General features: G+C 34.5%; 28 protein-coding genes and 1 pseudogene. 23 read left to right on the top strand and 6 right to left on the bottom strand.

Annotated features, from left to right (window positions below; all coding sequences use genetic code 11):
• Nucleotides 1-98 precede the first annotated feature (98 nt).
• The 3 genes from LOK41_RS06135 (at nt 99) to LOK41_RS06145 (ending at nt 1,823) form a co-directional block, all read left to right on the top strand.
• Nucleotides 99-815, top strand: coding sequence for an aspartate/glutamate racemase family protein (locus LOK41_RS06135; protein ID WP_241815713.1), 717 nt, complete (start codon nt 99-101; stop codon nt 813-815).
• Between the two features lie 97 nt (nt 816-912).
• Nucleotides 913-1,386: an SAM-dependent methyltransferase gene (locus LOK41_RS06140; RefSeq protein ID WP_241815714.1), complete on the top strand. Its 474-nt coding sequence runs from the start codon at nt 913-915 to the stop codon at nt 1,384-1,386.
• The gene (locus LOK41_RS06145) at nt 1,383-1,823 is read left to right on the top strand and encodes a GNAT family N-acetyltransferase (protein WP_241815715.1); all 441 of its coding nucleotides are present in this window, start codon (nt 1,383-1,385) and stop codon (nt 1,821-1,823) included. Before LOK41_RS06140 ends, LOK41_RS06145 begins: the two co-directional genes overlap by 4 nt.
• Before the next feature lie 75 nt (nt 1,824-1,898).
• Here the strand turns inward: LOK41_RS06145 and LOK41_RS06150 are convergent, their stop codons facing one another.
• Together LOK41_RS06150 and LOK41_RS06155 are read right to left on the bottom strand one after the other, a co-directional pair.
• Nucleotides 1,899-2,438 carry an HAD-IIIA family hydrolase gene (locus LOK41_RS06150; protein ID WP_241815716.1) on the bottom strand — a complete coding sequence of 180 codons (540 nt, stop codon included), beginning with the start codon at nt 2,436-2,438 and terminating at the stop codon, nt 1,899-1,901.
• A gap of 26 nt (nt 2,439-2,464) precedes the next feature.
• Nucleotides 2,465-2,896: pseudogene (locus LOK41_RS06155) on the bottom strand (GNAT family N-acetyltransferase).
• A 176-nt stretch (nt 2,897-3,072) separates the two neighbouring features.
• On the opposite strand from LOK41_RS06155, the gene LOK41_RS06160 reads away from it, so the two are divergent.
• The 4 genes from LOK41_RS06160 (at nt 3,073) to LOK41_RS06175 (ending at nt 7,421) form a co-directional block, all read left to right on the top strand.
• Nucleotides 3,073-3,798 carry an ABC transporter ATP-binding protein gene (locus LOK41_RS06160; RefSeq protein ID WP_241815717.1) on the top strand — a complete coding sequence of 242 codons (726 nt, stop codon included), beginning with the start codon at nt 3,073-3,075 and terminating at the stop codon, nt 3,796-3,798.
• Nucleotides 3,776-4,972: an ABC transporter permease gene (locus LOK41_RS06165; RefSeq protein ID WP_241815718.1), complete on the top strand. Its 1,197-nt coding sequence runs from the start codon at nt 3,776-3,778 to the stop codon at nt 4,970-4,972. The genes LOK41_RS06160 and LOK41_RS06165 overlap by 23 nt, the downstream gene beginning before the upstream one ends.
• A gap of 104 nt (nt 4,973-5,076) precedes the next feature.
• On the top strand, nt 5,077-6,447 hold the full coding sequence (locus LOK41_RS06170; RefSeq protein WP_241815719.1) for an IS4 family transposase: 1,371 nt from the start codon (nt 5,077-5,079) through the stop codon (nt 6,445-6,447).
• Between the two features lie 398 nt (nt 6,448-6,845).
• Nucleotides 6,846-7,421, top strand: a complete 576-nt coding sequence (locus tag LOK41_RS06175; protein WP_241815720.1) for a YpjP family protein — start codon at nt 6,846-6,848, stop codon at nt 7,419-7,421.
• A 307-nt stretch (nt 7,422-7,728) separates the two neighbouring features.
• Here the strand turns inward: LOK41_RS06175 and LOK41_RS06180 are convergent, their stop codons facing one another.
• A complete protein-coding gene (locus LOK41_RS06180) occupies nt 7,729-9,186 on the bottom strand; it encodes a serine hydrolase (RefSeq protein WP_241815721.1) in 1,458 nt (485 codons plus the stop codon).
• A 256-nt stretch (nt 9,187-9,442) separates the two neighbouring features.
• Between LOK41_RS06180 and LOK41_RS06185 the strand changes: the two genes are divergently transcribed.
• The 5 genes from LOK41_RS06185 (at nt 9,443) to LOK41_RS06205 (ending at nt 14,777) form a co-directional block, all read left to right on the top strand.
• Nucleotides 9,443-10,399 carry a thymidylate synthase gene (locus LOK41_RS06185; RefSeq protein ID WP_241815722.1) on the top strand — a complete coding sequence of 319 codons (957 nt, stop codon included), beginning with the start codon at nt 9,443-9,445 and terminating at the stop codon, nt 10,397-10,399.
• A gap of 20 nt (nt 10,400-10,419) precedes the next feature.
• Nucleotides 10,420-10,908, top strand: a complete 489-nt coding sequence (locus tag LOK41_RS06190; protein WP_174100717.1) for a dihydrofolate reductase — start codon at nt 10,420-10,422, stop codon at nt 10,906-10,908.
• A gap of 184 nt (nt 10,909-11,092) precedes the next feature.
• A complete protein-coding gene (locus LOK41_RS06195; RefSeq protein WP_241815723.1) occupies nt 11,093-13,078 on the top strand; it encodes a penicillin-binding transpeptidase domain-containing protein in 1,986 nt (661 codons plus the stop codon).
• A gap of 232 nt (nt 13,079-13,310) precedes the next feature.
• The gene (locus LOK41_RS06200) at nt 13,311-13,946 is read left to right on the top strand and encodes an FMN-dependent NADH-azoreductase (RefSeq protein WP_241815724.1); all 636 of its coding nucleotides are present in this window, start codon (nt 13,311-13,313) and stop codon (nt 13,944-13,946) included.
• A 111-nt stretch (nt 13,947-14,057) separates the two neighbouring features.
• Entirely contained in the window at nt 14,058-14,777 is a 720-nt protein-coding gene (locus LOK41_RS06205; RefSeq protein ID WP_241815725.1) for a lysophospholipid acyltransferase family protein, read from the top strand.
• A gap of 34 nt (nt 14,778-14,811) precedes the next feature.
• On the opposite strand, the gene trhA is transcribed toward LOK41_RS06205, so the two are convergent.
• Complete coding sequence (gene trhA, locus LOK41_RS06210) at nt 14,812-15,468, bottom strand: PAQR family membrane homeostasis protein TrhA (RefSeq protein ID WP_241815726.1); 657 nt, start codon at nt 15,466-15,468, stop codon at nt 14,812-14,814.
• A 192-nt stretch (nt 15,469-15,660) separates the two neighbouring features.
• Here trhA and tatA point away from each other — a divergent pair, with 192 nt between their 5' ends.
• From tatA to LOK41_RS06230, 4 genes are all read left to right on the top strand, one after another.
• Nucleotides 15,661-15,825, top strand: coding sequence for a twin-arginine translocase TatA/TatE family subunit (gene tatA, locus LOK41_RS06215; protein ID WP_001132888.1), 165 nt, complete (start codon nt 15,661-15,663; stop codon nt 15,823-15,825).
• Nucleotides 15,826-15,898: 73 nt separating this feature from the next.
• On the top strand, nt 15,899-16,627 hold the full coding sequence (gene tatC, locus LOK41_RS06220; protein WP_241815737.1) for a twin-arginine translocase subunit TatC: 729 nt from the start codon (nt 15,899-15,901) through the stop codon (nt 16,625-16,627).
• Between the two features lie 154 nt (nt 16,628-16,781).
• Nucleotides 16,782-17,033 carry a DUF2535 family protein gene (locus LOK41_RS06225; protein WP_000605583.1) on the top strand — a complete coding sequence of 84 codons (252 nt, stop codon included), beginning with the start codon at nt 16,782-16,784 and terminating at the stop codon, nt 17,031-17,033.
• Between the two features lie 152 nt (nt 17,034-17,185).
• Nucleotides 17,186-18,028, top strand: coding sequence for a DegV family protein (locus LOK41_RS06230; protein ID WP_241815727.1), 843 nt, complete (start codon nt 17,186-17,188; stop codon nt 18,026-18,028).
• 274 nt (nt 18,029-18,302) lie between these two features.
• Here the strand turns inward: LOK41_RS06230 and LOK41_RS06235 are convergent, their stop codons facing one another.
• A complete protein-coding gene (locus LOK41_RS06235; protein ID WP_241815728.1) occupies nt 18,303-19,280 on the bottom strand; it encodes an MBL fold metallo-hydrolase in 978 nt (325 codons plus the stop codon).
• Between the two features lie 337 nt (nt 19,281-19,617).
• On the opposite strand from LOK41_RS06235, the gene LOK41_RS06240 reads away from it, so the two are divergent.
• Nucleotides 19,618-20,202, top strand: a complete 585-nt coding sequence (locus tag LOK41_RS06240; RefSeq protein ID WP_241815729.1) for an SCO family protein — start codon at nt 19,618-19,620, stop codon at nt 20,200-20,202.
• A gap of 53 nt (nt 20,203-20,255) precedes the next feature.
• On the opposite strand, the gene LOK41_RS06245 is transcribed toward LOK41_RS06240, so the two are convergent.
• Nucleotides 20,256-20,723 (bottom strand): Hsp20/alpha crystallin family protein, encoded by a 468-nt coding sequence (locus LOK41_RS06245; RefSeq protein WP_241815730.1) that lies wholly within the window; start codon nt 20,721-20,723, stop codon nt 20,256-20,258.
• Nucleotides 20,724-20,940: 217 nt separating this feature from the next.
• Between LOK41_RS06245 and asnB the strand changes: the two genes are divergently transcribed.
• The 6 genes from asnB (at nt 20,941) to LOK41_RS06275 (ending at nt 26,318) form a co-directional block, all read left to right on the top strand.
• Nucleotides 20,941-22,842, top strand: a complete 1,902-nt coding sequence (gene asnB / locus LOK41_RS06250; protein ID WP_000333811.1) for an asparagine synthase (glutamine-hydrolyzing) — start codon at nt 20,941-20,943, stop codon at nt 22,840-22,842.
• Between the two features lie 93 nt (nt 22,843-22,935).
• Nucleotides 22,936-23,295, top strand: coding sequence for a GNAT family N-acetyltransferase (locus LOK41_RS06255; RefSeq protein ID WP_241815731.1), 360 nt, complete (start codon nt 22,936-22,938; stop codon nt 23,293-23,295).
• Between the two features lie 40 nt (nt 23,296-23,335).
• Nucleotides 23,336-23,665 (top strand): hypothetical protein, encoded by a 330-nt coding sequence (locus LOK41_RS06260; protein WP_174100811.1) that lies wholly within the window; start codon nt 23,336-23,338, stop codon nt 23,663-23,665.
• Between the two features lie 92 nt (nt 23,666-23,757).
• Nucleotides 23,758-24,753: an N-acetylmuramoyl-L-alanine amidase gene (locus LOK41_RS06265; protein WP_241815732.1), complete on the top strand. Its 996-nt coding sequence runs from the start codon at nt 23,758-23,760 to the stop codon at nt 24,751-24,753.
• A 168-nt stretch (nt 24,754-24,921) separates the two neighbouring features.
• Complete coding sequence (locus LOK41_RS06270; RefSeq protein ID WP_241815733.1) at nt 24,922-25,092, top strand: hypothetical protein; 171 nt, start codon at nt 24,922-24,924, stop codon at nt 25,090-25,092.
• A gap of 263 nt (nt 25,093-25,355) precedes the next feature.
• Nucleotides 25,356-26,318, top strand: coding sequence for an ABC transporter substrate-binding protein (locus tag LOK41_RS06275; protein ID WP_241815734.1), 963 nt, complete (start codon nt 25,356-25,358; stop codon nt 26,316-26,318).
• Nucleotides 26,319-26,347 lie beyond the last annotated feature (29 nt).

The following is a 26,347-nucleotide window of genomic DNA, read 5'->3' on the forward strand; positions in this document are numbered from 1 at the left end:
ACACGACCTTAAGTAAAAGTCGTGTTTTATTATGTGGAAAATATATAATAAAATTAGAAAAATAATCTATTAATTAAAATAAGGAGGATAACAATATTATGAAAATGATTGGACTTATCGGTGGAATGAGCTGGGAGTCATCGGCTGAATATTATCGGATAATAAATGAAGAAGTAAAAAAGAGATTAGGAGGATTACATTCGGCGAAATGCCTTTTATATAGTGTTGACTTTGCAGAGATTGAATATTATCAATCTGAAGGTGATTGGGAAAAGGCGGGGAAAGTACTAGGAGAAGCTGCATATTCTCTTGAGAAAGCTGGTGTAGACTTCATTGTTATTTGTACGAATACAATGCATAAAGTTATTAGTAATATTAAAGAGAAGGTGAGTATCCCTATTTTACATATTGCGGATGCAACAGCTATGGAAATAAAAAGACATGGAATTCGATCAGTTGGTTTACTTGGAACGAAATATACGATGGAACAAGATTTTTACAAATCTCGAATAGAAGAAAAGGGTATGAAAGTAATAATACCCAATGAAACAGATAGGGAAATAATAAATAGAATCATATATAACGAGTTATGTTTAGGAAAGGTTAATCAAACATCAAAAGATGCCTATAAGGAAATAATAAATCGCTTAGTACAAAATGGTGCAGAAGGAATTATATTAGGATGTACGGAAATAGGACTATTAGTAAAACAGGAAGATACCCAATTTCCTTTATTTGATACAGCTTTTATACATGCAGTTGAAGCTGTGAACATCTCTTTAGGTAGTTATTTTGATGTGGTGCAGAGAAAGTAATAATATAATTTTATTATGTAAACTAATGCGCTTTATAGATGGAAAACATTCAGAAAATATTTTATAATGTAAGTGGTTACAAAAAGGGGGAGTATGGATGTTTTCACTTCAGCCAATTGCTTTTGTACATAATGAAAGAAAAATGATAATAGATGATGAATGGGGAGATGTACAATCCCTTATTACATTAGTGGATTCATATTCAGAAGAGAGCATACAAGGAATTGAAGATTTTTCCCATATTGAAGTAATCTTTTATTTTCATAAGGTGAAAGATGAGCAGATTCAATATTCGGCTAGACATCCAAGAAATAATAAGAAATACCCCCAAATAGGTATTTTTGCACAGCGGGGTAAAAACCGTCCAAATCGATTGGGGGCGACAATTGCAAAAGTAGTAAGGCGAGAAGGGAAATCAATTGTAGTTGAAGGATTAGATGCAATTGATGGCACGCCTATATTGGATATAAAGCCTGTTATGAGAGAGTTTCTACCGAATGAAGATATTATACAACCTGAATGGGTAACGGATCTTATGAAGAAGTATTGGAAGGGGAGCGGAACAAAATGAAAATATATGAAGCAACAATTTCAGATTTAGAAGGATTAGCGGATGTGTTTAACAATTATCGTATGTTTTATAGACAAGAATCGAATGTAGAAGGAGCAAAAATATTTTTGCGTAATCGCATCGAACGAGAAGAATCGATTATTTTTGTAGCAGTAGAGGATGGAAAATACCTTGGATTTACCCAATTGTATCCTTCCTTTTCATCTATTTCTATGAAAGAGTTATGGATATTAAATGATCTTTTTGTACAAGAAGGTAAACGTGGAGCTGGCATTGGAAAGAAATTATTAGAAGCAGCTAAAACTTTCGCATTAGAGAACGGTGCGAAGGGATTAAAACTACAAACAGAAATAGACAATATATCAGCGCAACGATTATATGCTGAAAATGGTTATTTGAGAGATAATCGTTATTTTCATTATGAACTAACTTTTTAGACTTAGCAAAGCTAGTAAACGTATACATAAAAAAGTAGATTATATTTATATAATCTACTTTTTTAATCGTATTATTTATTTAGGACAAAGTGTATGTTGTAGAATCCATGTGACAGCATCTTTAAAATTTATTGCAATATAATTTGGTTTAATATCAGCCCATTTATCGCGATATGTGTATAAAGCATCATATCCAGCTCCTGTTTGAACTAATATCGTTGTTGCATGAACATTTGCACCCGCAACGATATCAGTCCAGCGATCACCGATGACAATACATTTTGTCAAATCAAGTTCATGTTTTTCTGCTGCTTGCAGAAGCATACCCGTACTTGGTTTTCGGCATTCACATCCATCCCCATGTCTATGAGGACAAAGGTATACGTCATCAAAACCGAATGCTTCTAGTTCTTGAATAAAATCTTCTATACTCGCTTTCCCATCAGCAATACCAGGCTGGTTTGTAAAGGAAAATAGTTTTATATTTTGCTCTTTTAATGCACGTAAGGCGTTTTGTGTAAATGGAAATAAGGTGAATTCACCAGGATAATGTACAGTGGTATCTCCGCCAATTGTTCCATCATGATCGATAAAGATTGCTTGAATGTTTGTCATCATACTAATTCCTTTCAGTTAGTAGATTAAAAATATTTTACAAATCGATATCCGTTTATCTCGTATCCTAATTTTTTATAGAATGGATGAGCTTCTTTTCTTTGTGTACCACTTACAAGCCATGTTCCAATGCAGTTATGCTTTTTGGCTAATTGTTCTGCGTAATTCATTAACATTTGGCCAATTCCTTATCGACGTGCTGTTGAATCAACGCTAATAATGGATATTTCCCCATATCGTGTCACGTCTTCTAAGTTCTCTCGTATACGAAATCCAAGAAATCCAAATATATGATCATCTTCTTCGTAAACATATAAGAAATCAAATGGGCTCATTTCAACAAATTGTAATCGGTTTTGCATATCTTCATGAGAAATAGAGGAGCCTTTTAATTCTTTTGTTAGTGAACATAGTGCTTCTATATCGTTCGCAGTCGCTTTTCGAATGTGAGATTCCATACTCTCAACTCCATCTGTAAATATAAATTAATAACTCCAAATGTTAAATATTCTGCCAAAACTTATTTTTTCCTGCTCTGTATATTAATATTTAACATATTAGATATACTATTTTAAAAGAAAATATGTTATGATTTTCCTGGGTCTTATTGTAAATAGAAAAGAGGGGAAATAATTTGTTACAAGTCAATATTCGCTCAGCAGGTTATGAAACAGGAGAAAAAACAATCCATGATGTAGCTTTTTCAATTGAAAAAGGTGAATTGGTTGCTCTTATCGGTGCCAATGGTGCGGGGAAAAGTACGATAATTAAATCAATGCTTGGCTTGCTTGCAAATATGGATGGTGAAATTACGTTTGGTGAAAAGAGAAATCCATATGCATATGTACCAGAACATCCGACTTATTATGATTATTTAACTTTATGGGAGCACATTGAATTGTTAATGGCTGCACGTGGGTGTGAAGTAGGGAGCTGGGAGGAACGTGCACGGGAGTTTTTACATACATTTCGAATGGAAAAGCATAAACATGAATACTTATCAAAGTTTTCAAAAGGTATGAAACAAAAATCGATGTTGATTTTGGCGTTTTTAACGGAACCGGACTTTTATATTATTGATGAACCTTTTATTGGATTAGATCCAGTAGCAACGAGGGAGTTTTTGAATTTCTTACATAAAGAGAAAGAACGCGGGGCAGGGATTTTACTTTGTACCCATGTACTAGATACAGCGGAAAGAATTTGTGAAAGATTTTTATTGATTTCAAACGGGACATTAGTAGCAAATGGTAATTTACAAGCGATTCAATCATTAGCAGAAATGTCAAACAGTCCATTACTAGATTGTTTTGATGCAATCGTAAGGCGGGAACAACATGATGAAACAACAGTTTTATAGAAGGTTACGTCATGAACTAAAAAGAAAATGGAAGGCGATTCGTTCTGTAACCGATTGGACAATCGCATTATATTTTATCGTTCCAGCACTTATATTTAGCGGGCTGTACTATCGTTCGTTATGGATAAGAGAATTATCTGTGGAAGAACCGGCTTATTTTTTATTAGGTTTGTTTATATTTTCCTTTGTTACATATTCAAGAGGAACGCGTTCGTTTTTTGAGCAAGCAGATAGCCTGTTTTTAATTCAACATCCAGCTCATATGCAAAAGTTAATGAAATATGGCAGGGTATATACATGTATTCGAATAAGTATAACAAATATTATTGTAACGATCATTATGTTACCTATATTGGTTAAGAGTATGGATGCATCCCTTTTACAAGTTGTATTATTTTGGTTATCCTTTACCGTTTTTCGGTGTGTGTTATCGTTATTGGTAAGATATATGGATGTGCGTGGAGGTAAACGCTGGATATTATGGATTGTAAAGATTATTGTATTTTTTATGAGTTTTATTTGCTTGGGAAGTGGAGTGTTTTTAGGTTTTCAGCATCCAGTATATGCAATGCTATTTATTATTGTATTGATTGGAATTAGTTTGATATTAATAAAAGAAAAAATGAATTATAAGCGTTTCTTTTTTAAAGAAGTTGAAAAAGAAAAGGAAGAAGGAATGCGCTGGACGATGGAAATTATGCATTTCAGTGGTCAAACAACAAAGCCAAGTAATAATGCGAGACCATGGTTGTTTCCACGTTCTAAGCATATATTGGGAAAGAAATCTGATTCACGTATTATTGAATTGTTTTTCAAGGAGTATTTTCGATCAGGTGCTTCTCTAAGTTTTTATATAAAAATTATTTTTTTGAGTGCAACATCTATAAAAGTAACACCGTGGTGGATTGCACTTATTATTGTTGTATTTTCGGGTGTTGCTATTGCACGTTATTCAGGAGATCAATGGAATGAGTTTGCGAAAAAAATGTTTCTTCAGTTATATTGTGAACAAGGGAAGTTATTATTGTTAAAAGGAAGGGCCACGATGGGCTTGTTTATTCCGGCTGTTTTCATTTATGGAATAGTTCTTCTGGCACAATTTTATTTATTACCAGCTATTGTTATAGGTATCCTGTTATTAATAGTAATAGGATGGATCGTATTTTTACCATAGAAAAAGAGCCGGAATGGCCATAGCCATCAACTTAAGAAAATGAATAAAATAATAAAATTAGGGCACCCTTTCATGCAGTACTGCATGAAAGGGTGTTTTAATTTATGTCTACAAACAACAACATATTAGTTGAGGAATTACACATACTGGGTGAAGAATTTCGAAATAAATTTTCTATCCATCACTTACAAGAACTTGCGTATCAAACAGGTATGATCCAACGAAAACGAAAATTTCAGGCACAAGACCTTGTATCACTCTGTGTATTTTTGGGGCAAACAATCAGTTCTGAGTCTTTAGTTAGTCTCTGCACAAAATTAAATGAAGCCACAGGAACTTGTATCTCTGCCGAAGCGCTCAATAAGCGTTGGAACGCGCGGACTGTAGCATTCCTTAAAAAGTTATTTCTGTATGCCTTCCGGCAAAAAGTTTGTTCCGCCACATCATTATCCAGTCGCTTTACACGGATCCGTATTTTAGATTCGACATCCTTTCAACTACCTTCTTCCTATGCCGAAATTTATAAAGGCTTTGGGGGTGGAGGTTCTGAGGCTGGTGTGAAGATTCAATTGGAATATGAGCTACTTTCAGGAGAATTTCTAGGCATGATGGTAGACCACGCTACTAGCAACGACGCAAAATATGGGCAAGAACGCACCAAGACCTTACAAGCTGGCGATCTTGTACTTCGTGATCTTGGGTATCATGATATTGGTGATTTAGAGAATATCTCACTGCGCGAGGCTTACTATATATCTAGAATTCGGTGGAACACGCAAGTGTACCAAAAGGGTGAAGATGGGAAATGGATTCTATTACATATAGAAACCTTAACGAAGAACTTACAAGAAGGAGAGACGCTAGAATTGCCAGAGGTATATATCGGATTGAAGTCCAAGCATCGAACTAGACTCATCTTATACCGTTTAACACAAAATGAATGGGATAAACGCTTGGTACATCATAAAAAAATGAAGAAGAAGATGCCTAAAGCTGCAAGCCGGATAAACTTATTAGTTACCAACACTCCTTCAGAAATATTGCCAGCCACAGAAGTTTACGCTTTTTATTCCTTACGATGGCAAGTAGAAATTGTATTCAAAACATGGAAATCTATATTTAGCATTCATGTAAACAAACGAATGAAACTAGAACGGTTTCAATGTCACTTATATGGCCAACTCTTGCGATTATGTCTAGTCGCAAGCACGACCTATCAAATGCGGAGACTTTTATGGGAGAAACATAGAAAAGAAATGAGTGAGCTTAAGTGCGCTTATATGGTGCAAATCTATCTAAAAAAAATACACACCACACTTTTTTGTACTTTCCAACATCCTGTTTCAGTGCTTAGCAGGCTCTTTCAAGATATTAGTAAGAATGGGAAAAAAGCGCGGCGGTACCGAAAAATAACGCCGTTTGAAATCCTAGGCTTAATAGAGATATCAACGGAGCAACTTCCAGTGGCTTCATAAAATATGAACCAAGGGAAGTTCTATTTGAGTATGCCCAAAATACAGGATTTTACTCAAAGATTGTAAAAAAAGTGTCTCCGATGCCTTTGGCATCGGAGACACTTTTTTAAAATTGATGGCAATGGCCGGAATGGCTCTTTTTTAGTCTGTAATGGACTGATAAATAAAATATAAGAGAACAAAAATGCTCACGACGGAGTACATGACATCTAGAGTCATTAAAAATCCTCCTCACTATTGTTGTACTTATATTATATGAAATCTTACTATTTCATATTCAAATGAAAAAAATATGAAAGTTAATAAATTTGTAAAGTGCAAAAATTAGCATCATTTTGTATAATAGAAGAAACAACGGTTATAAAAATATAAGTAGTGAAAGAGGAGGGAATAAAAAAATGCCAAATTGGTTTAGAAAGACGTTAGTCGCATTAATTACTGTATTTACATTTGGCTTAGTGACGCCTCCTTCTATTTTGCTTGATAATGCAAAAGCGGACAAGCCTACAAGGCAACAAAATTTGGAGCAGCCGTCCTATACATATGAAGAAGATCGTGAGAGGTTAACCACAGACACCTTTATCACTTATGCGATGCAAGAGGCTGAAAAACAATCCATGCAAAAGTTCGGTTCTAAAATTGGACCTGTGATTGAAGATGAGTTTAAAGATATTATTTTACCTAAAATTGAAGAGGCAATCGCAGAACTTGCGACAGATGTACCAGAAGAAACTTTACAATCATTAGCAATTTCACAGAAACCAACAGGTGGCAATAATGAAAAGATTTTTCATGTATATGATACAAAAACAGGAAACGATTTACTGCGTTTTCATGTAAGACGTGATCATCCACCGCAAGATGGATATTATTTTAATTTCCATTACCATCGCTTTGATGATGGTTATACAGCGCATCATGAACTAGGGGATATTTATTGGAATACAAATATGCCGCCGAAATGGCTGTCTTAATGAAAAAGAACAAGGGTAATGACCTTGTTCTTTTTTTGTTTTATAGATGTGAAAATTTAAAGGTAAAGAGGATCTTAATAGCGAGGGGAGTGCCTACTCATAAAGCCGAGGGATACTTTGGTGTTCGTAGGAATCCCCCACTTCAAACAGTTTGTTAGAATGTTAAGTGGGGGGAGTTCAAGACTGAATGAGTTTGCAGTAGAAGTTGCTTATACGCTTAATGTGGAAATGTGATGGAGGCCCGTATAATTAATAATAGAGAGAAGCTATGCATCCCTCTATATAGTTCATATTATTTATTATATGTTTATTTCATTTTCGTAAATGTAAGAGGCTGTGTACTTAACATAGCTGGTACATGTAATTGGATTGTTTGGAATTGCCCTTTTATATCCATCTCATAAGCAAGCAACACCTTCATTTCTATTTGGAATAAGTCTAAAGTTGCAGAGAACATATCATAGTGATGATGCTGTAGTGGGACTTTCATCTCTGTAAATTGTACATATAATTCTTCATTTTGTTTATATACTTCTAGTGTCCCGTAAGCCGGGTGTTCAAAGGTTCCGCTGTAGTCTTCTAATGCATGAGAAGGTGCAGTCTCTTTTATTTGCTCTGGAAGTGATTGATTTACCTCTTTCATCATTTCTTTCAACTTATCAGTGTCTTCTATAGCGCGCTTATGCCAATCAATTGTTTTTAATCCGAGGAGTTCGTCATAGATTTGATTTGCGAGATAACTAGGGAGTAATGTACTTCCCGAGTTCGTTAATATGACAAGACCTATATTTTCTTTTGGAATAAACGAGACGAGTGCCGTAAAACCATCAATATTTCCGCCGTGATGAATCACTTTATAGCCACGGTAAGAACTAATAAACCAACCAAGACCGTAACTATTTACTGGTGATTCAGGAGGAGATAAAAGTGGTTGATCAGGAATTGTATTGTGCGGTGTATACATTTGTTCTAGTAATTCAGAAGATAGTAATTCATGATCTCCTGTTTTTCCTTGATTAAGATGGAACAGTACCCAATTCGCCATATCTTCAATTGTGGAATTGATGCATCCAGCAGCTCCTACTGTATCGATATTACGGAATGGTACCTCTTTTATTTCTCCGTCTTTCTCAACGTAAGGCAATGCATAGTCATTCGTATTTTGTGAGTCTGTAATAGAGAAATTCGTTTGTTCCATTTGAAGTGGTTCTAAAATATGTTCTGTTACGTATTGTTCCCATGTTTGATTTGTAATGCTTTCTACAAGATAGCTGATTGTTGCATACATTAAGTTGTTATATAAAAAAGCAGTGCGAAATGGTGCATCGAGTGATAAATGCTTTATTTTTTCAACGATATCTTTTCGGGTTAGGGAAGAGTTGTACCAAAGTGCATCATGACGACTTACACCAGAGCGGTGGGAGGCTAAATCTCGTGCTGTAATTTGTGAGCTTGCAAATACATCGGATAAAGAGAACGTAGGAATATAAGATTGAACAGGAGCATCCCAATCAAACTTTTTTTGCTTTGCTAATAAACTTAGAGAAAATGTACCGAACGCTTTAGTAGCAGAGCCGATTGCGAAGCGTGTTTGTGGTGTAACAGCTTCTTTTTTTTCTACATTACGATAGCCAAACCCTTCTGAAATAATAACTTTCCCATCTTTTATAATCGCTACAGCAGCTCCTGGAACATTTAAATCTGTCATCATTTTTTCAATTGTTGTTTGTATCGTGCTAATAACAGGAGTTTCAATTTGAGACATTTTTCTAACCTCCAAATATTATTTTATACTTCCGCACTATAGTTTCTTTGGTAAGGAGTGAAATCCCTCTTAAAAGATGAAAAGTTAAGAATTTTGTAAGATTCATTAAAATTGATATTCCGTATTAGATTTCAGTTAATACTTACTATATTGAAATGTTTTTTATCTATCTTACTGAGAGTTTTGCATGCAGAAATATTTTTTGTATGATAAACTCCATATAGGAAATAGATGTGAAAGAGGGTTTTTCTTACATATGAAACATGCTGAATATGAATACTTAAATTTGTGCCGCCATGTGATGGAACATGGTACCAAAAAAGAAGATCGTACAGGAACAGGGACTGTATCTGTATTTGGATATCAAATGCGTTTTGATCTAAGTAAAGGGTTCCCTTTACTAACGACAAAACGTGTGCCATTCCGCTTAGTAGCTAGTGAACTTCTTTGGTTTATGAAAGGCGATACAAACATTCGTTATTTACTTCAAAATAACAATAATATTTGGAATGAATGGGCGTTTAAAAGTTGGGTGGAAAGCGATGCGTATGAAGGACCGGATATGACGGATTTTGGACTTCGTTCTCAGCAAGATGAAGAATTTAAAGCACAATATGACGAGCAAATGGAAGTCTTTAAAAAGAATGTACTAGAAGATGATAATTTTGCAAATCAATATGGTTATTTAGGAGACGTGTACGGGAAGCAATGGCGTGCATGGAAAACAACAGCTGGTGAGACAATTGATCAGTTAAAAGATGTCATTGAAATGATTAAGAAAACACCAGATTCCCGCCGTCTTCTTGTTTCTGCTTGGAACCCTGAAGATGTACCAAGTATGGCGCTTCCGCCTTGTCATACGTTATTCCAATTTTACGTAGCAGACGGAAAACTATCATGTCAGTTGTATCAACGAAGTGGTGATATTTTTCTTGGCATTCCATTTAATATTGCAAGTTATTCGTTGTTAACACATTTAATCGCGCATGAATGTGGTTTAGAGGTAGGAGAGTTTGTTCATACGATTGGAGATGCGCATATTTACACAAATCATTTTGAGCAAGTGGAAAAACAATTAACGCGTGAACCACGTCTGTTTCCAACGCTAAAATTAAATCCAGATGTAAAATCTGTTTTTGACTTTGAAATGGAGGATTTAACGCTAGAAGGTTACGATCCACATCCTGGAATTAAAGCGCCTGTTGCAGTGTAAACACAAAAGGAGATGAAAATATGATTATTTCATTTATGGTCGCAATGGATGAAAATAAAGTCATCGGTAAGGATAATAAATTGCCGTGGCATTTGCCAAGTGAATTGCAATATGTTAAGAAGACAACAATGGGACACTCACTTATAATGGGAAGAAAAAATTATGAAGCGATCGGAAGACCACTTCCAGGAAGACGGAATATTATCGTAACGCGTAACGGCGATTATCATGTAGAAGGTTGTGAAATTGCGCATTCTGTAGAAGAGGTTTTTGAGCTTTGTAAAGATGAAGAAGAAATTTTCATTTTTGGTGGAGCGCAAATTTACGAATTATTTTTACCGTATGTAAACAAACTTTATATCACGAAGATTCATCATTCATTTGGGGGGGACACATTCTTCCCAGAAATGAATATGAAAGAGTGGAAAGAAGTTTTTGTAGAAAAAGGCGTTACGGATGAAAAGAATCCGTATACATACTACTATCACATATATGAAAAACAACAATAATTATAAAAAGATTGATGTGGATATTCACATCAATCTTTTTATTTGGATAACAAGATAAAACTTTATGAATAAACTTTTTTTGGTGATATAATGGTAGAGGTTGCAAGTTTGAGTAGCCAGAAAAATCCATAAAAGAAAGATTTAAGTTTATTATTTTTTTACTTAGTTAAAGGAGGAGAATCAGTTGAAAAAACTATGGGGATTACTTTTTCTTTGCTTCACACTCATACTAGTAGGATGCGGTAAAGAAGAAAAGCCAGCGCAGGCATTTGATACATATGCAAAAGCATGGAATCAGCAAAAATTTGCAGATATGTATGAGCAATTATCAGAAAATGCAAAAAAAAGTATTTCAAAAAAAGATTTCACTGAGAAATATGAAAAGATTTATGCAGGTATTGAAGTTAAGAATCTAAAGGTAGAAACAGGAAAAGTAAAAGAGGATAAAGAAGATAAAGGTCCAGTTCCTTTTAAAGTAAGTATGGATACAGTTGGTGGGAAAATTTCCTTTTCACATGAAGCAAAGCTTGTGAAAGAGAAAGATGGAGATAAAGAATCTTGGAAAATAGATTGGACTCCAGATTTTATTTTCCCAGAGATGACAAAAGACAGTAAAATACGTATGCAAACGTTTCAAGCGAAGCGCGGAGAAATATATGATCGTAATGAAAAAGGTCTTGTAACAAATGGTACGGCATCTGAAATTGGAATTATTCCAGGGCAATTAGGAGAAACAGCATCACAAACGAAAGAAACAGTAGCGAAACTACTCAATATGTCTGTAGAAGAAATTGATCAAAAGCTTGCGGCTAAATGGGTGAAACCAGATTATTTTGTACCAATCGGCATTTTACAAGAAGGTGCAACGCAAAATGATTATATTGACTTGCCAGGAGTTTCATCGCGTCCGGTAAAAGTTCGTACATATCCATTAGGAGAAGCAGCAGCACACTTAACGGGTTATATGGGGAAAGTAAATGCGGAAGATTTAAAAACGCTTGAGAAAAAAGGTTATAAAGCAGATGATCCAGTTGGGAAAGCAGGTTTAGAACAAGTATTTGAAGAGAAATTACGCGGCGAAAAAGGTGGCCGTGTCTTTATGGAAGATGCACAAGGAAAAGAAATAAAAGATTTAGCAAAAAAAGAAGCAAAAGATGGGGAAAATATTACTTTAACAATTGATAGTACAGTTCAAGAAAAAATCTTTAACGAAATGAAGGGAGAAGCTGGTTCAAGTGCAGCAATTAATCCACAAACCGGTGAAACAATTGCGCTTGTAAGTAGCCCTGCATGCAACCCGAATGTATTGGTAAGAGGTGCATCAAAAGTACAACGTGAAGCGTGGAATAATGATCCGAAAAAGCCAATGACAAATCGCTTTACACAAGCATCCGCACCAGGGTCTGTATTTAAAGCAATCACAGGTGCAATCGGTCTTGAAACAAAAACAATTGATCCAAAAGAGGAATTGAAAATTGAAGGATTACAATGGACGAAAGATTCTTCATGGGGAAATTATTATGTAACACGTGTAAAAGATGCAAGTCCAATTGATTTTGATAAAGCGATGAAGTTTTCTGATAACATTTACTTTGCACAAGAAGCAATCAAAATCGGCAAAGATAAATTTATGAGTGAAGCAAAGAAATTCGGATTCGATGAAAAATTACCAATTGAATATCCATTCCCGGTTTCAAAAATTGCAAAAGATGGTATTAAAAATGATATTCAAATGGCTGATACAGGATATGGCCAAGGAGAAGTATTAATGACGCCTCTTCATTTAGCATTAACATATGCACCAATTGTAAATGAAGGAAACATTCCAACTCCTCATCTGATTAAAGAGGAGAAGCAAGCTAAACCTTGGAAAGAAAATGTGATTTCTAAAGAAAATCGAGACATTTTAAAAAATGCGTTAACAAAAGTAATTAATGATGAAGATGGTACAGGGAAAATTGCTAAAATAGACGGAATGACTCTTGCTGGAAAAACAGGAACAGCAGAACTGAAAGCATCAAAAGAAGCTGATGGGAAAGAACTTGGATGGTTTGCTGCTTTTGATGTAAATGAACCAAGTATGATTGTTACAATGATGATTGAAGATGTAAAAGGTCGAGGTGGAAGTAATGTACCTGGCGAAAAAGTGAAACATGTTTTTCAAAAGTAATGCATAAGAAAAGCTAGCTCTTAAAAAAGAGCTAGCTTTTTTGTACAAGTTAAATAATGAAATGTGAATATTTTATGAAAAAGACGGATGGTTTATTTATTTACGAAAAAAAAGCAGCTATTTTTTATTGACAGAAAAAGAATGTTTTTGTATTATACTTACATAAGGTAAGTAATTTACTTTTTAATTAAAAATCTCAAATTAAAGGTAATTATTGAGGGAGAGAATAAAAATGACAAAAGTACTATTTATTACAGCAAATCCAAATTCAGTAGAAGCATCATTCGGTATGGCAGTAGGAGAAGCTTTCATTGAAGCGTATAAAAATGAACACCCACAAGATGAAGTGAAAACAATTGATTTATTTAACACAAATGTACCAGCACTTGATGCTGAAGTATTTGCAGCTTGGGGCAGATTTGCAGCAGGTAAAGGCTTTGAAACGTTAAGCGAAAGCCAACAAGAAAAAATTACAGCTATGAACACAAACTTAGAAACATTTATGAATGCCGATCGTTATGTATTTGTAACGCCAATGTGGAACTTCAGCTATCCACCAGTAGTAAAAGCATACTTAGATAATTTATCTATTGCAGGTAAAACATTTAAATATACTGAAAACGGACCAGTTGGTTTATTAGAAGGTAAAAAAGCACTTCATATTCAAGCTACAGGCGGTGTTTACTCTGAAGGCCCATATGCAGCAATGGACTTCGGTCGTAACCACTTAAATGCAGTATTAGGATTTATGGGTGTATCTGATGTAGAATATCTTGCAGTTGAAGGTATGAATGCAAATCCTGAAAAAGCACCAGAAATTAAAGAAGCAGCAATTACAAATGCGCGTGAATTAGCAAAACGTTTCTAATATAGAAAACTCAAAAATGTCCAAACGCTTGTCGTTTGGACATTTTTTCTTCTTTTTCCTTCGTTTGTCTAGTATAATGAATGACGGAATGAGAATAGGTGGGGGTTCTATATGATTCAGACGTTTTTTAAGATCTTTTATTTAATTTTAATTGTAATTGGTATTACACCGAGGTTATGGCGTATAAAGCGTAAAGCACACGCAATGTCGCCGCAAGAGAAAAATCGCCTCGTGTATAAAACAACAAACTGGTTTGGTAAGAAGATGGTTCGTGTAGCCGGATCCACTGTACAAGTAAATGGACTTGAAAATGTACCGAAAGATAAGCCAGTACTTGTTGTAAGTAATCATCAAAGTAATATGGATATTCCAGTTTTACTTGGGTACTTAAATAAACCAATCGGATTTGTTTCAAAAGCAGAAATTAAGAAATTTCCGCTTGTACCAACTTGGATGGAATTGATGAATTGTGTATTTATGGATCGCAGTGATCGTCGTCAGTCTCTTCAAGCCATTAAAGATGGAATTGAACTTTTAAAGAATGGTCATTCTATTGTGATTTTCCCAGAAGGAACGCGCAGTAAAGGCGGTGAAATGGGAGATTTTAAAGCAGGTAGTTTTCATCTTGCGGTAAAATCTGGTGTCGCAATTTTGCCAGTAACACTAGATGGAACATATAAGATGTTTGAAGAAAATGGAAACCGAATGAAGCCTGCGCAGGCAACAGTAACCATTTCTAAACCAATTACACCTGAGCAATACGCAGGTATGGATGTAAAAGAATTAACGCAGTATACGAAAGATATTATTGCAGCTCAATTACATAAGTAATAAAAAAGTCTCAGCTTGAAAAAGCTGAGACTTTTTATGCAACAGGCAATACATAAAACAATACGCAGAAAAACATCATTGTGCTACCACCTAATACAAAAAGATGCCAAATCGCATGATTGAAGGGCAATTTTTCCCAAAGAAAGAATATTGCTCCTACTGAATATAAAATCCCACCGATTAATAATAGTGAAAATCCGTGCCCAGTTAAATTTTCATAAAGTGGTTTGATAGCGACAATAATGAGCCAGCCCATAATGATGTAGCATAGTGTGGACATTTTAATAAAACGACGTACAAAGAAAATTTTGAAAATAATCCCACCGATAGCAAGCGTCCAAATAATTGCAAGTAATGTCCAGCCAAGTGGGCCACGCAGTGTGATAAGTAAAAACGGTGTATATGTGCCGGCGATTAATAGATAAATAGCAGAGTGATCTAAAATTGTAAACAATTTTTCTACTTTTGGATGATGGATGCTATGTAACAGTGTAGAAAATAAATATAGTAGAAACATGCTTACACCGTAAACAGTAAATCCAACAACAGCAGAAGCTGTGCCATGCTTTGAGGCATGAATAATTAATATAATTAACGCAGGGATACTTAAAATGGCACCGATACCATGGGTAATCGCATTGGCAATTTCCTCTTTTACAAATCTTGTCATCTGTGTTACTTTTTGAGTCATGATTCGATTCCTTTCATGTTTGATGAAATATGTTGTAATTTCTTTTACCATATCATATACACAAGAAATAGAAAATGAAATTTGTTTAAGAGATTATATTTTCGAATTTTTTTGATAAAAGACATTGGATGCGTTGACGTTTACAAACTTTTTTGACAAAATAAAATTAAGTGAGATTAAGGGGGAAGTCATATGCCAAATATTGGGGTTCCAGGTTTAATATTAATTTTAGTACTCGCTTTAATTATTTTTGGTCCAAAAAAGTTACCTGAAATTGGACGAGCATTTGGAGAAACATTAAAAGAGTTCAAAAAGTCTGCGAAGGGTTTGCATGATGACACGGAAGAAAAGAAATAAATTTTACTAAGTTACTTTGTTTCTATGGTATATAGTGAGTGGGGAATGTGGTGATAGAGTGGACAATCAAGAAATGAGTGTCATAGAGCATCTTGGTGAGTTAAGAAAGCGACTCATTATAACAGCGCTGACGTTTCTAATTTTTACTGTCATTGGCTTTTCGTTTACGAAAGAAATATATAATTTTATTGTAAAAGATTTAAATATGAAATTAACTGTTTTAGGCCCGAGTGATATTTTATGGATTTACTTTGTGATAGCGGCTGTTTTTTCGATCGTATGTACAATACCAATTGCCGCACTACAAATTTGGTTGTTTGTCAAACCAGCATTACACCAACATGAGCGCAAAATGACGATTCTTTATATACCGGCATTATTTTTATTGTTTATTGGCGGGCTTTGTTTTGGTTATTTTCTAATTTTACCATTTGTTTTACAATTTTTAATGAGTCTCGGTGATGATATGTTTCAAACGATGTTTACGACGGAAAAGTATTTTTCATTTGTAATGAATATGACTGTACCGTTTGCCGTGATTTTTGAACTTCCCGTCGTTGCGATGTTTTTAACAAGCATAGGTGTTCTCAATCCGATAGCACTTCAAAAAGTGAGAAGGTATGCGTATTTTATTTTAATTGTCATCGCTATTTGTATCACACCACCAGACTTTATTTCTGATTTTTCAGTAGCGGTACCTCTTCTTGTAATTTATGAATTAAGTATTACAGCATCAAAGTTTGTTTATAAGCGGAAAATAAAGCGAGAAACGAATACAGAATCAAAAAGTGCCTCATTATAAAGGCACTTTTTTAATTTATTTGTTATACTATACTTGTAAATGTATACAATATAAAGAAGAAAAAAATTATAGAATCTCCGAAATTTAGACAAACTTTTCACCATTGCAAGTTTATACTAAAGTTATAAATCCAATAAAAAAGAGGATTGATATCGTGATTATGAAAAGTTTTTATTTCACTCATTCAACAGGGAATTGTATCAAAATATTTGAAATTCCCGTCTTGCAAGCACAGCATCCGTTAGCATTTCTAATTCAGTCACGTCTCCAACTATTTATTGCTAAAATTCAAAAACAAAAACAACCGAGATTTTCATACTCTTTTCGTGAATATTTACAAAGTTGCTTAAAGTGGAATGATTATTCGAATGTGTATCAAACAAATTCACTTGAAAAAAATGCATAATCTAAAATAGAGACAGGGCAAATGTGCTCTGTCGTTTTCTTTTTGGCATAAAAACCAAAGAATTTTGTCGAAAATCAGCTCAAACTGTTGAAAGCATAGTGAATGCTAGTATAATAACAAGAAGAGCGTATTGGAAAGGGAAGAAGTATAATATGCAAAAAATTAAAATTGTAACAGATTCAACGGCAGATTTCTCATCAGATGTGATTGAGAAATATGATATTCATGTTATCCCATTATCTATTTCTGTGAATGGACAAACATACTTAGATAGAGTAAATTTACAACCAGATGAATTTATTGAAGAAATGGCAAAATCAGAAGAATTACCAAAGACATCACAACCTGCTCTGGGATCATTTGTAGAGATGTATGACAAGCTAGGAGAAGATGGTAGTCAGGTACTTTCTATTCATATGACAAGTGGAATGAGTGGTACAGTTGCAACTGCAAATAGTGCTGCATCAATGACGGAAACAAAAGTTACGGTTGTTGACTCTCAATTTATTAGTCATGCTTTAGCGTATCAAGTAATTGAAGCTGCAAAAATGGCACAAGAAGAACGCTCGTTAGAAGATATTTTAAATCGTCTTGATGAAGTAAGAAAAAATACTCGTTTGTATGTAGTTGTGGATACGTTAGAAAATCTAGTAAAAGGTGGACGTATCGGAAAAGGAAAAGCATTTATTGGTTCATTATTAAATATTAAACCGATTGCTAACCTTGAAGGTGGTGTATATAACCCTGTAACAAAAGTGCGTAGCCAAGGACAAATCGTAAAAACATTGGTAAAATTATTTGAGCAAAATACAGCTGGGAAAGTGGTAAAAGCAGTAGCGATTCCACATGCAAAAGCAATTCCGTTAGCAGAAAGCGTAAAAGCAGCTGTTGAAAAAGTTAGCGGATTCGCACAATCAGAAATTTTTTATACAACTCCAGTTATAAGTACTCATACAGGACCAGGAGCAATTGGTTTTATGTATTTAGCAGAGTAAAAAAAGCTACTTGAATGTCTCATTCAAGTAGCTTTTTTTACTAATATAGAAAATATGAGATGAGAAGAGTAATAAAGGCGCTTCCGCTAATGATGCAACGTGTTTGTAAGTATTTTTCCATAAAAACACCTTTTTCATGTTTCTTTACCTTAATAGATGGGGGACGGCTGCACGTAAAAGTCCGATTGGTGAGAGTCAATAATCAGTGGTGGATGAAGAAACCTACCACTGATTAAACCTTCACTTTATATAAATGTATTTTACAAGAGGTTTGTTATACATGAAAATGCTCTAAAGTTTGCTCATGCTCTTCTTTCTCATTGGTTGATGGGGAAGAAATATAAGTCTGACCAAGAAACAATACGTGAAGTTGTTCCCAGGGTAGCATACGTAAATTCCAATTATTACGAAGTCGTGTAATCGCCTCTCTAGGTGTCTCATCAGCGAGTGCAAATGTACCATAATGCATGGGGATGAAATGTGTTGCTTTTACATCTAAAAAGGCTTGCACTGCTTCTTCGGGAGAAACATGTGATACTTTCATAAACCATTCTGGCTCATAAGCACCAATGGGTATTAAGGCAATATCAATAGAAAATCGAGATCCAATTTCTTTAAATCCTCGGAAATAGCCACTATCCCCACAAAAATAAATTGTTTCATCTGTTGTTCCGTTATCGATAACCCACCCACCCCAGTGAGAAGTATTCATATCGAACAATGATCTTCTTGTCCAGTGCTGCGCTGGGACGAAGTGAAAGTCGACATCATCAATTTTTGTAGATTCCCACCAATTATATTCTTCTACGCGCATAAATTTTTTTCTTGTAAATAGTTTTTTTAATCCAGTAGGTACTAAGTAGAGAACGTCCGAATTTAATTGACGAAGTGTAGCAAAATCTAAATGATCATAATGGCCGTGTGAAATAAGGACAATATCAATTTTAGGTAACTCTTGTAATGTAAGACCGGGATTTGTTAGCTTTGGCACAAGCTTTATTTTTTTGGACCATACTGGATCTGTTAAAATGTTGAGCCCGTTCGTTTGTATAAGGAATGTCGAGTGACCTATCCATGTAATCGTTGTTTTTTCAGTATTTGTTCGTAAAAATTGAGCATGCTTGACAGGTGATTGTTCTACTAGATAAGAGAAATCTTTCTTGCCTTGTTTTCGTTCTTTACGCCAACGTAAAAACGAACGAATTGTTTTTTTTGTACTAATATTATCTATGTTTTCATAGCGTTTTACCATGAACATCACCTCATTTAAAATCTTTGTAGTTGTATTGTATCGAAATCTTGTAAAGGAAAAAAGTGAGAAAAATTGATAAACGGTTAAAAAAATGTAAAAAATAGCGTGGTCATCTTTACAAAATAAAAAACTAATTGTTATGTAAAGAGATGGGAAGGAGATAATATTAGTAAACAATGAAACAGTTGTCTAGTAATTCGCTCAAAAATCGGAAGTAACATACCTAAATTCGTACGATTTCGTGAACAAATGGGATAAACAATTTTCTCATAGTGTTTACTTTTGTTATGATAAACATGTCATACATAAATTAAAGAAAGAGAAGAGAGGTTTGAAAATGAAGCGTTATCAAAAGTTGATTGGTCTCATAGTTGTTTTTTGCTTCTTTATACTTGCAGGATGCGGCTCAGGGTCAAAACTCCGTAAACCATTAAATTGGGATTTAGAAACTTTTCAATACATAAATCAAGATGGTAAACAGTTTGGAACAAAAGATTTAAAAGGGAAAGTATGGGTAGCTGATTTTATGTTTACAAATTGCCAAACGGTTTGTCCTCCGATGACTGCAAATATGGCTAAATTACAAAAGATGGCAAAAGAGAGAAAGTTAGATGTTCAGTTCGTTTCGTTTAGTGTAGATCCTGAACTTGATAAACCAGAGAATTTGAAAGCTTTTATACAAAAATTCACAGAGGATACAAGTAATTGGAACTTGTTAACTGGTTACTCATTGGAAGATATCACGAAATTTTCAAAGGATAATTTCCAATCGCTTGTAGATAAACCAGAGAATGGGCAAGTTATCCACGGCACATCGTTTTTCCTAGTCGATCAAGAAGGCAAGGTAATGAAAAAGTATAATGGAATTAGTAAAACACCGTATGAGGACATTTTACGTGATATGGAGCGACTCTTGAAATAAAAGAAGGATGCTGAGCATCCTTCTTTTTTGTATATGGAAAATATATATAACGATTAATCTATGGATAAAATATCGTGCTGTTGCGGGATTTTTGGAGCACGTATTTCTAAAATGCCATTTTGATAAGAAGCTTTTGCACCTTTTTTCTTAATTAAATATGGAAGTTTAATCATGCGAGAAGCTCCTGACATGGATCGTTCACGGCGATAGTAATTATGTGAAACTTCATCTTGTATTTCTTCTGTAATATCTTCTGTAACAGAGATTTTTAAGTATTCACTTTGAATTTCTATTTGAATTTGCTCCTTTTGAACTCCTGGAAGTTCTGCTTTTATGACCAGTTCGTCGCCAGCTTCATATAAATCGACAGGAAATGTTAATAAACGATTTCCTTTTTGGAAAAAGTGATTCATATCTGCAATTACATCACGTAGTGGCGTTTGTTCAAAAAAATCATCAATTTGCTTTAAATAACTACGAATTGGTGGACGAGACGAAGAATCTTTTTTTTCATCACTCATGTTTTTGCCTCCTAGAAATCAATTTGCAATATCATATGACAAATGTGTGCAAATGTGAGTGCCTATTTTTCGTGTTTGCTCAAAAAAATTGGGTAAAATGTGAAATGGAGTGATTTTTTTATAGTTTTTGTCGCCATATTCAGTTGATTATGATAGTATAAATAGGGTTGATATAGTAGTATAGAAACAGAATGAAAACTGAAAGAGGGTAAGAAGTATGTGTGGTTTTGTAGGATGTTTATGTGAAAACCCTAGAGAGTTTTCAGAAACAGAAAAACATCAATTTGAAAATATGAACACGATTATTTTCCACCGCGGTCCAGATGACGAAGGATATTTTCGTGATGAACATGTACAATTTGGCTTCCGCCGTTTAAGTATCATTGACTTAGAGGCAGGACATCAGCCGCTAACTTATGAAAATGATCGATATGTAATTATTTTTAATGGTGAAATTTACAACTATGTAGAATTACGCGAAATGCTGCTTGAAAAAGGAGCAACATTTGCAACGCAATCTGATACAGAAGTTATTATTGCATTGTATGCACATATGAAAGAGAAGTGTGTAGATTACCTTCGCGGTATGTTTGCATTTATGATTTGGGATCGTGAAGAAAAGAAACTTTTCGGTGCACGTGATCACTTCGGTATTAAGCCTTTATACATTGCTCAGCAAGGTGATACGACTTTCTTCGCATCTGAGAAGAAAAGTATTATGCATGTAATGCAAGATAAAGGAGTAAATCCAACTTCTCTGCAACATTACTTTACGTATCAATATGGTCCAGAACCAGAGACATTAACAACTGATGTTAATAAAATTGAACCTGGTCATTATTTCGTAAAAGAAATCGGTAAAGAGATGGAAATTCATCGCTACTGGAAACCGTATTTCAATGCTTCAAGTGCAACGAAAGAGGAGCACATTCAAGCGATTCGAGATGTGTTATATGATTCTGTAAAAGTTCATATGCGTAGTGATGTGCCAGTAGGTTCATTCTTATCTGGTGGTATCGATTCATCTATCATTGCTTCTATTGCTAGAGAAATGAATCCAAACCTTTTAACATTCTCTGTTGGTTTCGAACGCCGCGGCTTCAGTGAAGTTGACGTAGCAAAAGAAACTGCTGAAAAACTAGGTGTAACAAACCATAGTGTCTTCATTACAGCAAAAGAATTCATGAACGAATTCCCAAAAATCATTTGGCATATGGATGATCCTTTAGCTGATCCAGCTGCTGTACCATTGTACTTCGTAGCAAAAGAAGCACGTAAGCATGTAACAGTAGTTCTTTCTGGTGAAGGTGCAGACGAGCTGTTTGGTGGATATAACATTTATCGTGAGCCAAATTCTTTAAAAATGTTCTCTTACATCCCTACTCCGGGGAAAAGCGTCTTAAAAGCATTAAGTGGTGCGCTTAAAGAAGGCTTTAAAGGGAAAAGCTTCTTAGAGCGTGGATGTACACCAATTGAAGAGCGTTACTATGGTAATGCGAAAATCTTCCGTGAAGAAGAAAAAGCTGAATTAATGAAGTATTACAATGAAAGTGTTAACTACATGGATATCACAAAGCCATTGTATAATGAAATTAAAGATTATGATGATGTTAGCAAAATGCAATACATCGACATGTTCACATGGCTACGTGGTGACATTTTATTAAAAGCTGATAAAATGACGATGGCAAATTCATTAGAGCTTCGTGTACCATTCTTAGATAAAGAAGTATTTGACGTTGCGTCTAAAATTCCAACAGAATTAAAAATTGCAAATGGAACGACAAAAGCAATTTTACGTGAAGCAGTGCGCGGGATTGTTCCAGATCACGTGTTAGATCGTAAAAAGCTGGGCTTCCCAGTGCCAATTCGTCACTGGTTAAAAGATGAAATGCATGACTGGGCTGTTAATATTATTAAAGAAAGTAAAACAGAGCATTTAATCGACAAACAGTACGTATTAAACTTACTGGAAGCACACTGTGCAGATAAAGGTGATTATAGCCGTAAAATTTGGACAGTACTTGCATTTATGGTATGGCATCAAATTTATGTAGAGCATAAATACGATACAAATGAGTTTCATGAAGAAACAAAACGTGCGTATAGCTTAGTATAAGTAGGAAAACCTTAAGGTCGTATACGATCTTAAGGTTTTTTTCATAAATATGTATTTAGCTTGATACAATAAGTATAAGAGGGTGGACAAAATATGATTACGTTTGAAAAAGTAAATGCAGAAACAAAAAAAGTTGTGGAAGAAATGTTTGCTTCTCATAGTTTGAATATGAAGGAAGTTCAATATTGTATAAAAGTTGATGATACATATATTGGCGTATTGGATTATACGGTGCAAGATGAGCATGCTATATTGTCTAATTTAATTATTCATTTCGATTACCAAGGTTACGGATATGGAACCAATACTTATTTTACATTGGAAGAAATGATGAAACATAGAGATATAAAACGTATTCAAGTGTTACAAAGAGATATAACGGAACGAACTAATTCATTTATAGAGGGACTTGGCTTTATATTGAACGGTGAAGTATACATAAAACACTTATAGAAGGAAAGAAATGAAATATAAGGCAGGTGGATGTATGACGATGACGTCTGGTTTTTTACTAATAGGGGGTTGTTTTGTAGTAGCTGAACTATGCCAAATTTTCATTCGGAAAATGATGGGTAAAAAGCGTAAACCGTATGAATGGCAATACATTCCGGTATTTTGTATTCTGTTTTTTACTTTGTATGTATTGCAAAATCTTACTCATTTTCCGCCAATGTTAAACATTTTTTTGAAGTTTGGCTTAATATATAGTGGTAGTGGAATGACTATTTTATTTGGTTTGTTTTGCATACGGCATGTTCATTATCAGTCATACATATTTATTTTAAATTGGCTCAACCGGGACGATGGAAACCGCCTTACATAAGGTGGTTTTTTGCTTGGAACCAAATTTTTATGTTGTACATAAAATAAAATAGGACGAGCATTAATATATTAAATATAGAAAGGAAGGGATATATGAAGTTAGTTATAGATGCAGGTCACGGCGGATACGATTCCGGTGCTGTTGGAAACGGTTTGATTGAAAAAGATCTAACACTTCAAATTGCTAAACGTGTTAGAGATATATTACTTGCAACTTATACACTTAATATTAAAATGACACGTGATAGTGATGTTTTCATCTCATTATCTGAACGTGCAAATATCGCAAATTCTTTTGGGGCAGATTATTTTATCTCATTTCATATTAATAGTGGTGGTGGAACAGGTTTTGAAAGTTATATTTATGATGGACTATCAAATAGTAGTTCGGCAGCAGCCAAACAACAAAAGATGCATGCAGCCGTTAATCCAGTTTTAACGAAATACGGTTTGCGTGATCGTGGTGCAAAAAAAGCCAATTATGCAGTACTAAGAGAAACAGCTATGGATGCTTTATTAACAGAAACAGCTTTTATTGATACAACTTTTGATGCAAATTTATTAAAAAATCCGCAGTTTATGGAAGATTTATGCCAAGCATATGCAAGAGGAATTGCAGCGATATTAGGATTAACAGCAAATCCAAACCCACCCAATCCACAACCCCCAAATCCAACACCACAAACGATAGGTGTAGCCTATATTCGTGGGAAGAATGTGAATTTAAGAAGTGGTCCATCAACAACATCCTCGGTGATCCGTCAGTTAAATGCTCCAGAATCGTATGTAGTGTATCAAGAAAGTAACGGCTGGTTAGGTTTAGGTGCAGGAGAATGGATATATAATGATCCATCGTATATTGATTATGTGAAATATGGAAATAGTGATGGTAGTCCAATAGGAGTGGCAAATATTCGCGGCAAGAATGTGAATTTAAGAAGTGGTCCATCAACAACATCCTCGGTGATTCGAAAGTTAAACTCTCCAGAATCCTATTTAGTATACGCGTATCAAAATGGTTGGCTAAACCTCGGGGGAAATCAATGGATTTATTATGATCCATCTTATATCGAATATAATCAATATTAAAATATAAAGGATTATCAATGGAGCTAAATGAAGCCCTGTCTTGAATGTCTTGTAAACAGAAGAACTTAAAGGGAGGGCTTTTTTTGTGAAAAAAATAATTTACGTGTACATTGGTTTAGTGATGGATTAGGAACAATTGCCTTGCGTATCATAGTTGTATATCTATCTATGAGATTCGTACTACAAATAATTGTGTTAACCTTTTCTATCGCTGTGTCCTGTTTGACAGACCAAATGGATAATTATAATGTTATGGATGTTATAACAGGTGCAACAATTGGTGTGATGTTAGAAGGTCAATTCATTCAAATGAAAGAAAATAATATATTGAAATTATAAATTTCAAAAATGGTAATTGGACTTATTGTTGTGCTTTCTATGCAATTCGTGCTGAAAATGGCAGTTCCAGACATGTATTAAGTACGGGATGTGTTGCTTGGAATGACCATCACTTTTGTTTGTCTGTTTACTTTTCGTATGTATCGATAGGGTGAACTTGAAAAATATATTCTAAAAAAGTTTTCTGAAATATATTGACAACTTTTAGTCTATCCATTAATCTTTAAAATGTTAATGATAATCACTTTCACCTAGGAGGAAATATGACCAAAACTAAAAATATCTTCATCTTCTGCATTGTAATGTTAATGGTTATGATTGCAGGGTGTGATAAAGAAGAGAAAAAAGAAACAAAAGCAGCAGCAAAAGGGAAAGATTCATATGTAATTAAGCATGCAATGGGGGAAACAACAATTACAGGGACACCAAAAAGAGTTGTTGTCCTGACAAATGAAGGTGCTGAGGCTCTTTTATCGGTAGGAGTTACACCGGTTGGTGCTACAAAGCCAAGAGCTGGTGATGAATGGTATCCGCACTTAGCAAAAGAATTGAAAGATACAAAAGTTGTAGGAACAGAGCGTGACGTTAATTTAGAGGCAATTATGAAATTAAAGCCTGATTTAATTATTGGGAATAAAATGCGCCATGAAAAGGTATATGAGCAATTAAAAGAAATTGCACCTACTGTTTATGCTGAAACACTACGCGGTGATTGGAAAGAAAACTTCGCGTTATACACAAAAGCAGTACATAAAGAAAAAGAAGGCAACAAAGCCTTGGATGATTATAAGAAGCGTATTGAAGGATTAAAAGAGAAACTAGGAGATAAAGTAGATTCTAAAGTTTCTATTATTCGTTTCGTTCCAGGTGACGTTCGCATTTATCAAAAAAATTCATTCTCGGGTGTTGTTTTAAATGATATCGGATTTAAGCGACCACCACTTCAGGATAAGGATGATTTTGCGATAAAAGGTGTTACAAAAGAGCAAATTCCGAATATGGATGGAGACTATTTATTCTATTTCACATCTGATAAGGATGCTGATAAAACGAATGCAGGAAATACAATAGCGAAAGAATGGACAGAAGATCCACTCTTTAAACAATTACAAGCTTCAAAAAATAATAAAGTATTTGAAGTAGATGAAGTCATTTGGAATACAGCGGGCGGTATTAAAGCTGCAAATCTTATGTTGGATGATATTGAAAAATACTTTTTGAAATAAGTAAAGTAAAAAACACATCACATTTGAAG

Source organism: Bacillus sp. TL12, assembly GCF_022625245.1.
Lineage (GTDB): Bacteria > Bacillota > Bacilli > Bacillales > Bacillaceae_G > Bacillus_A.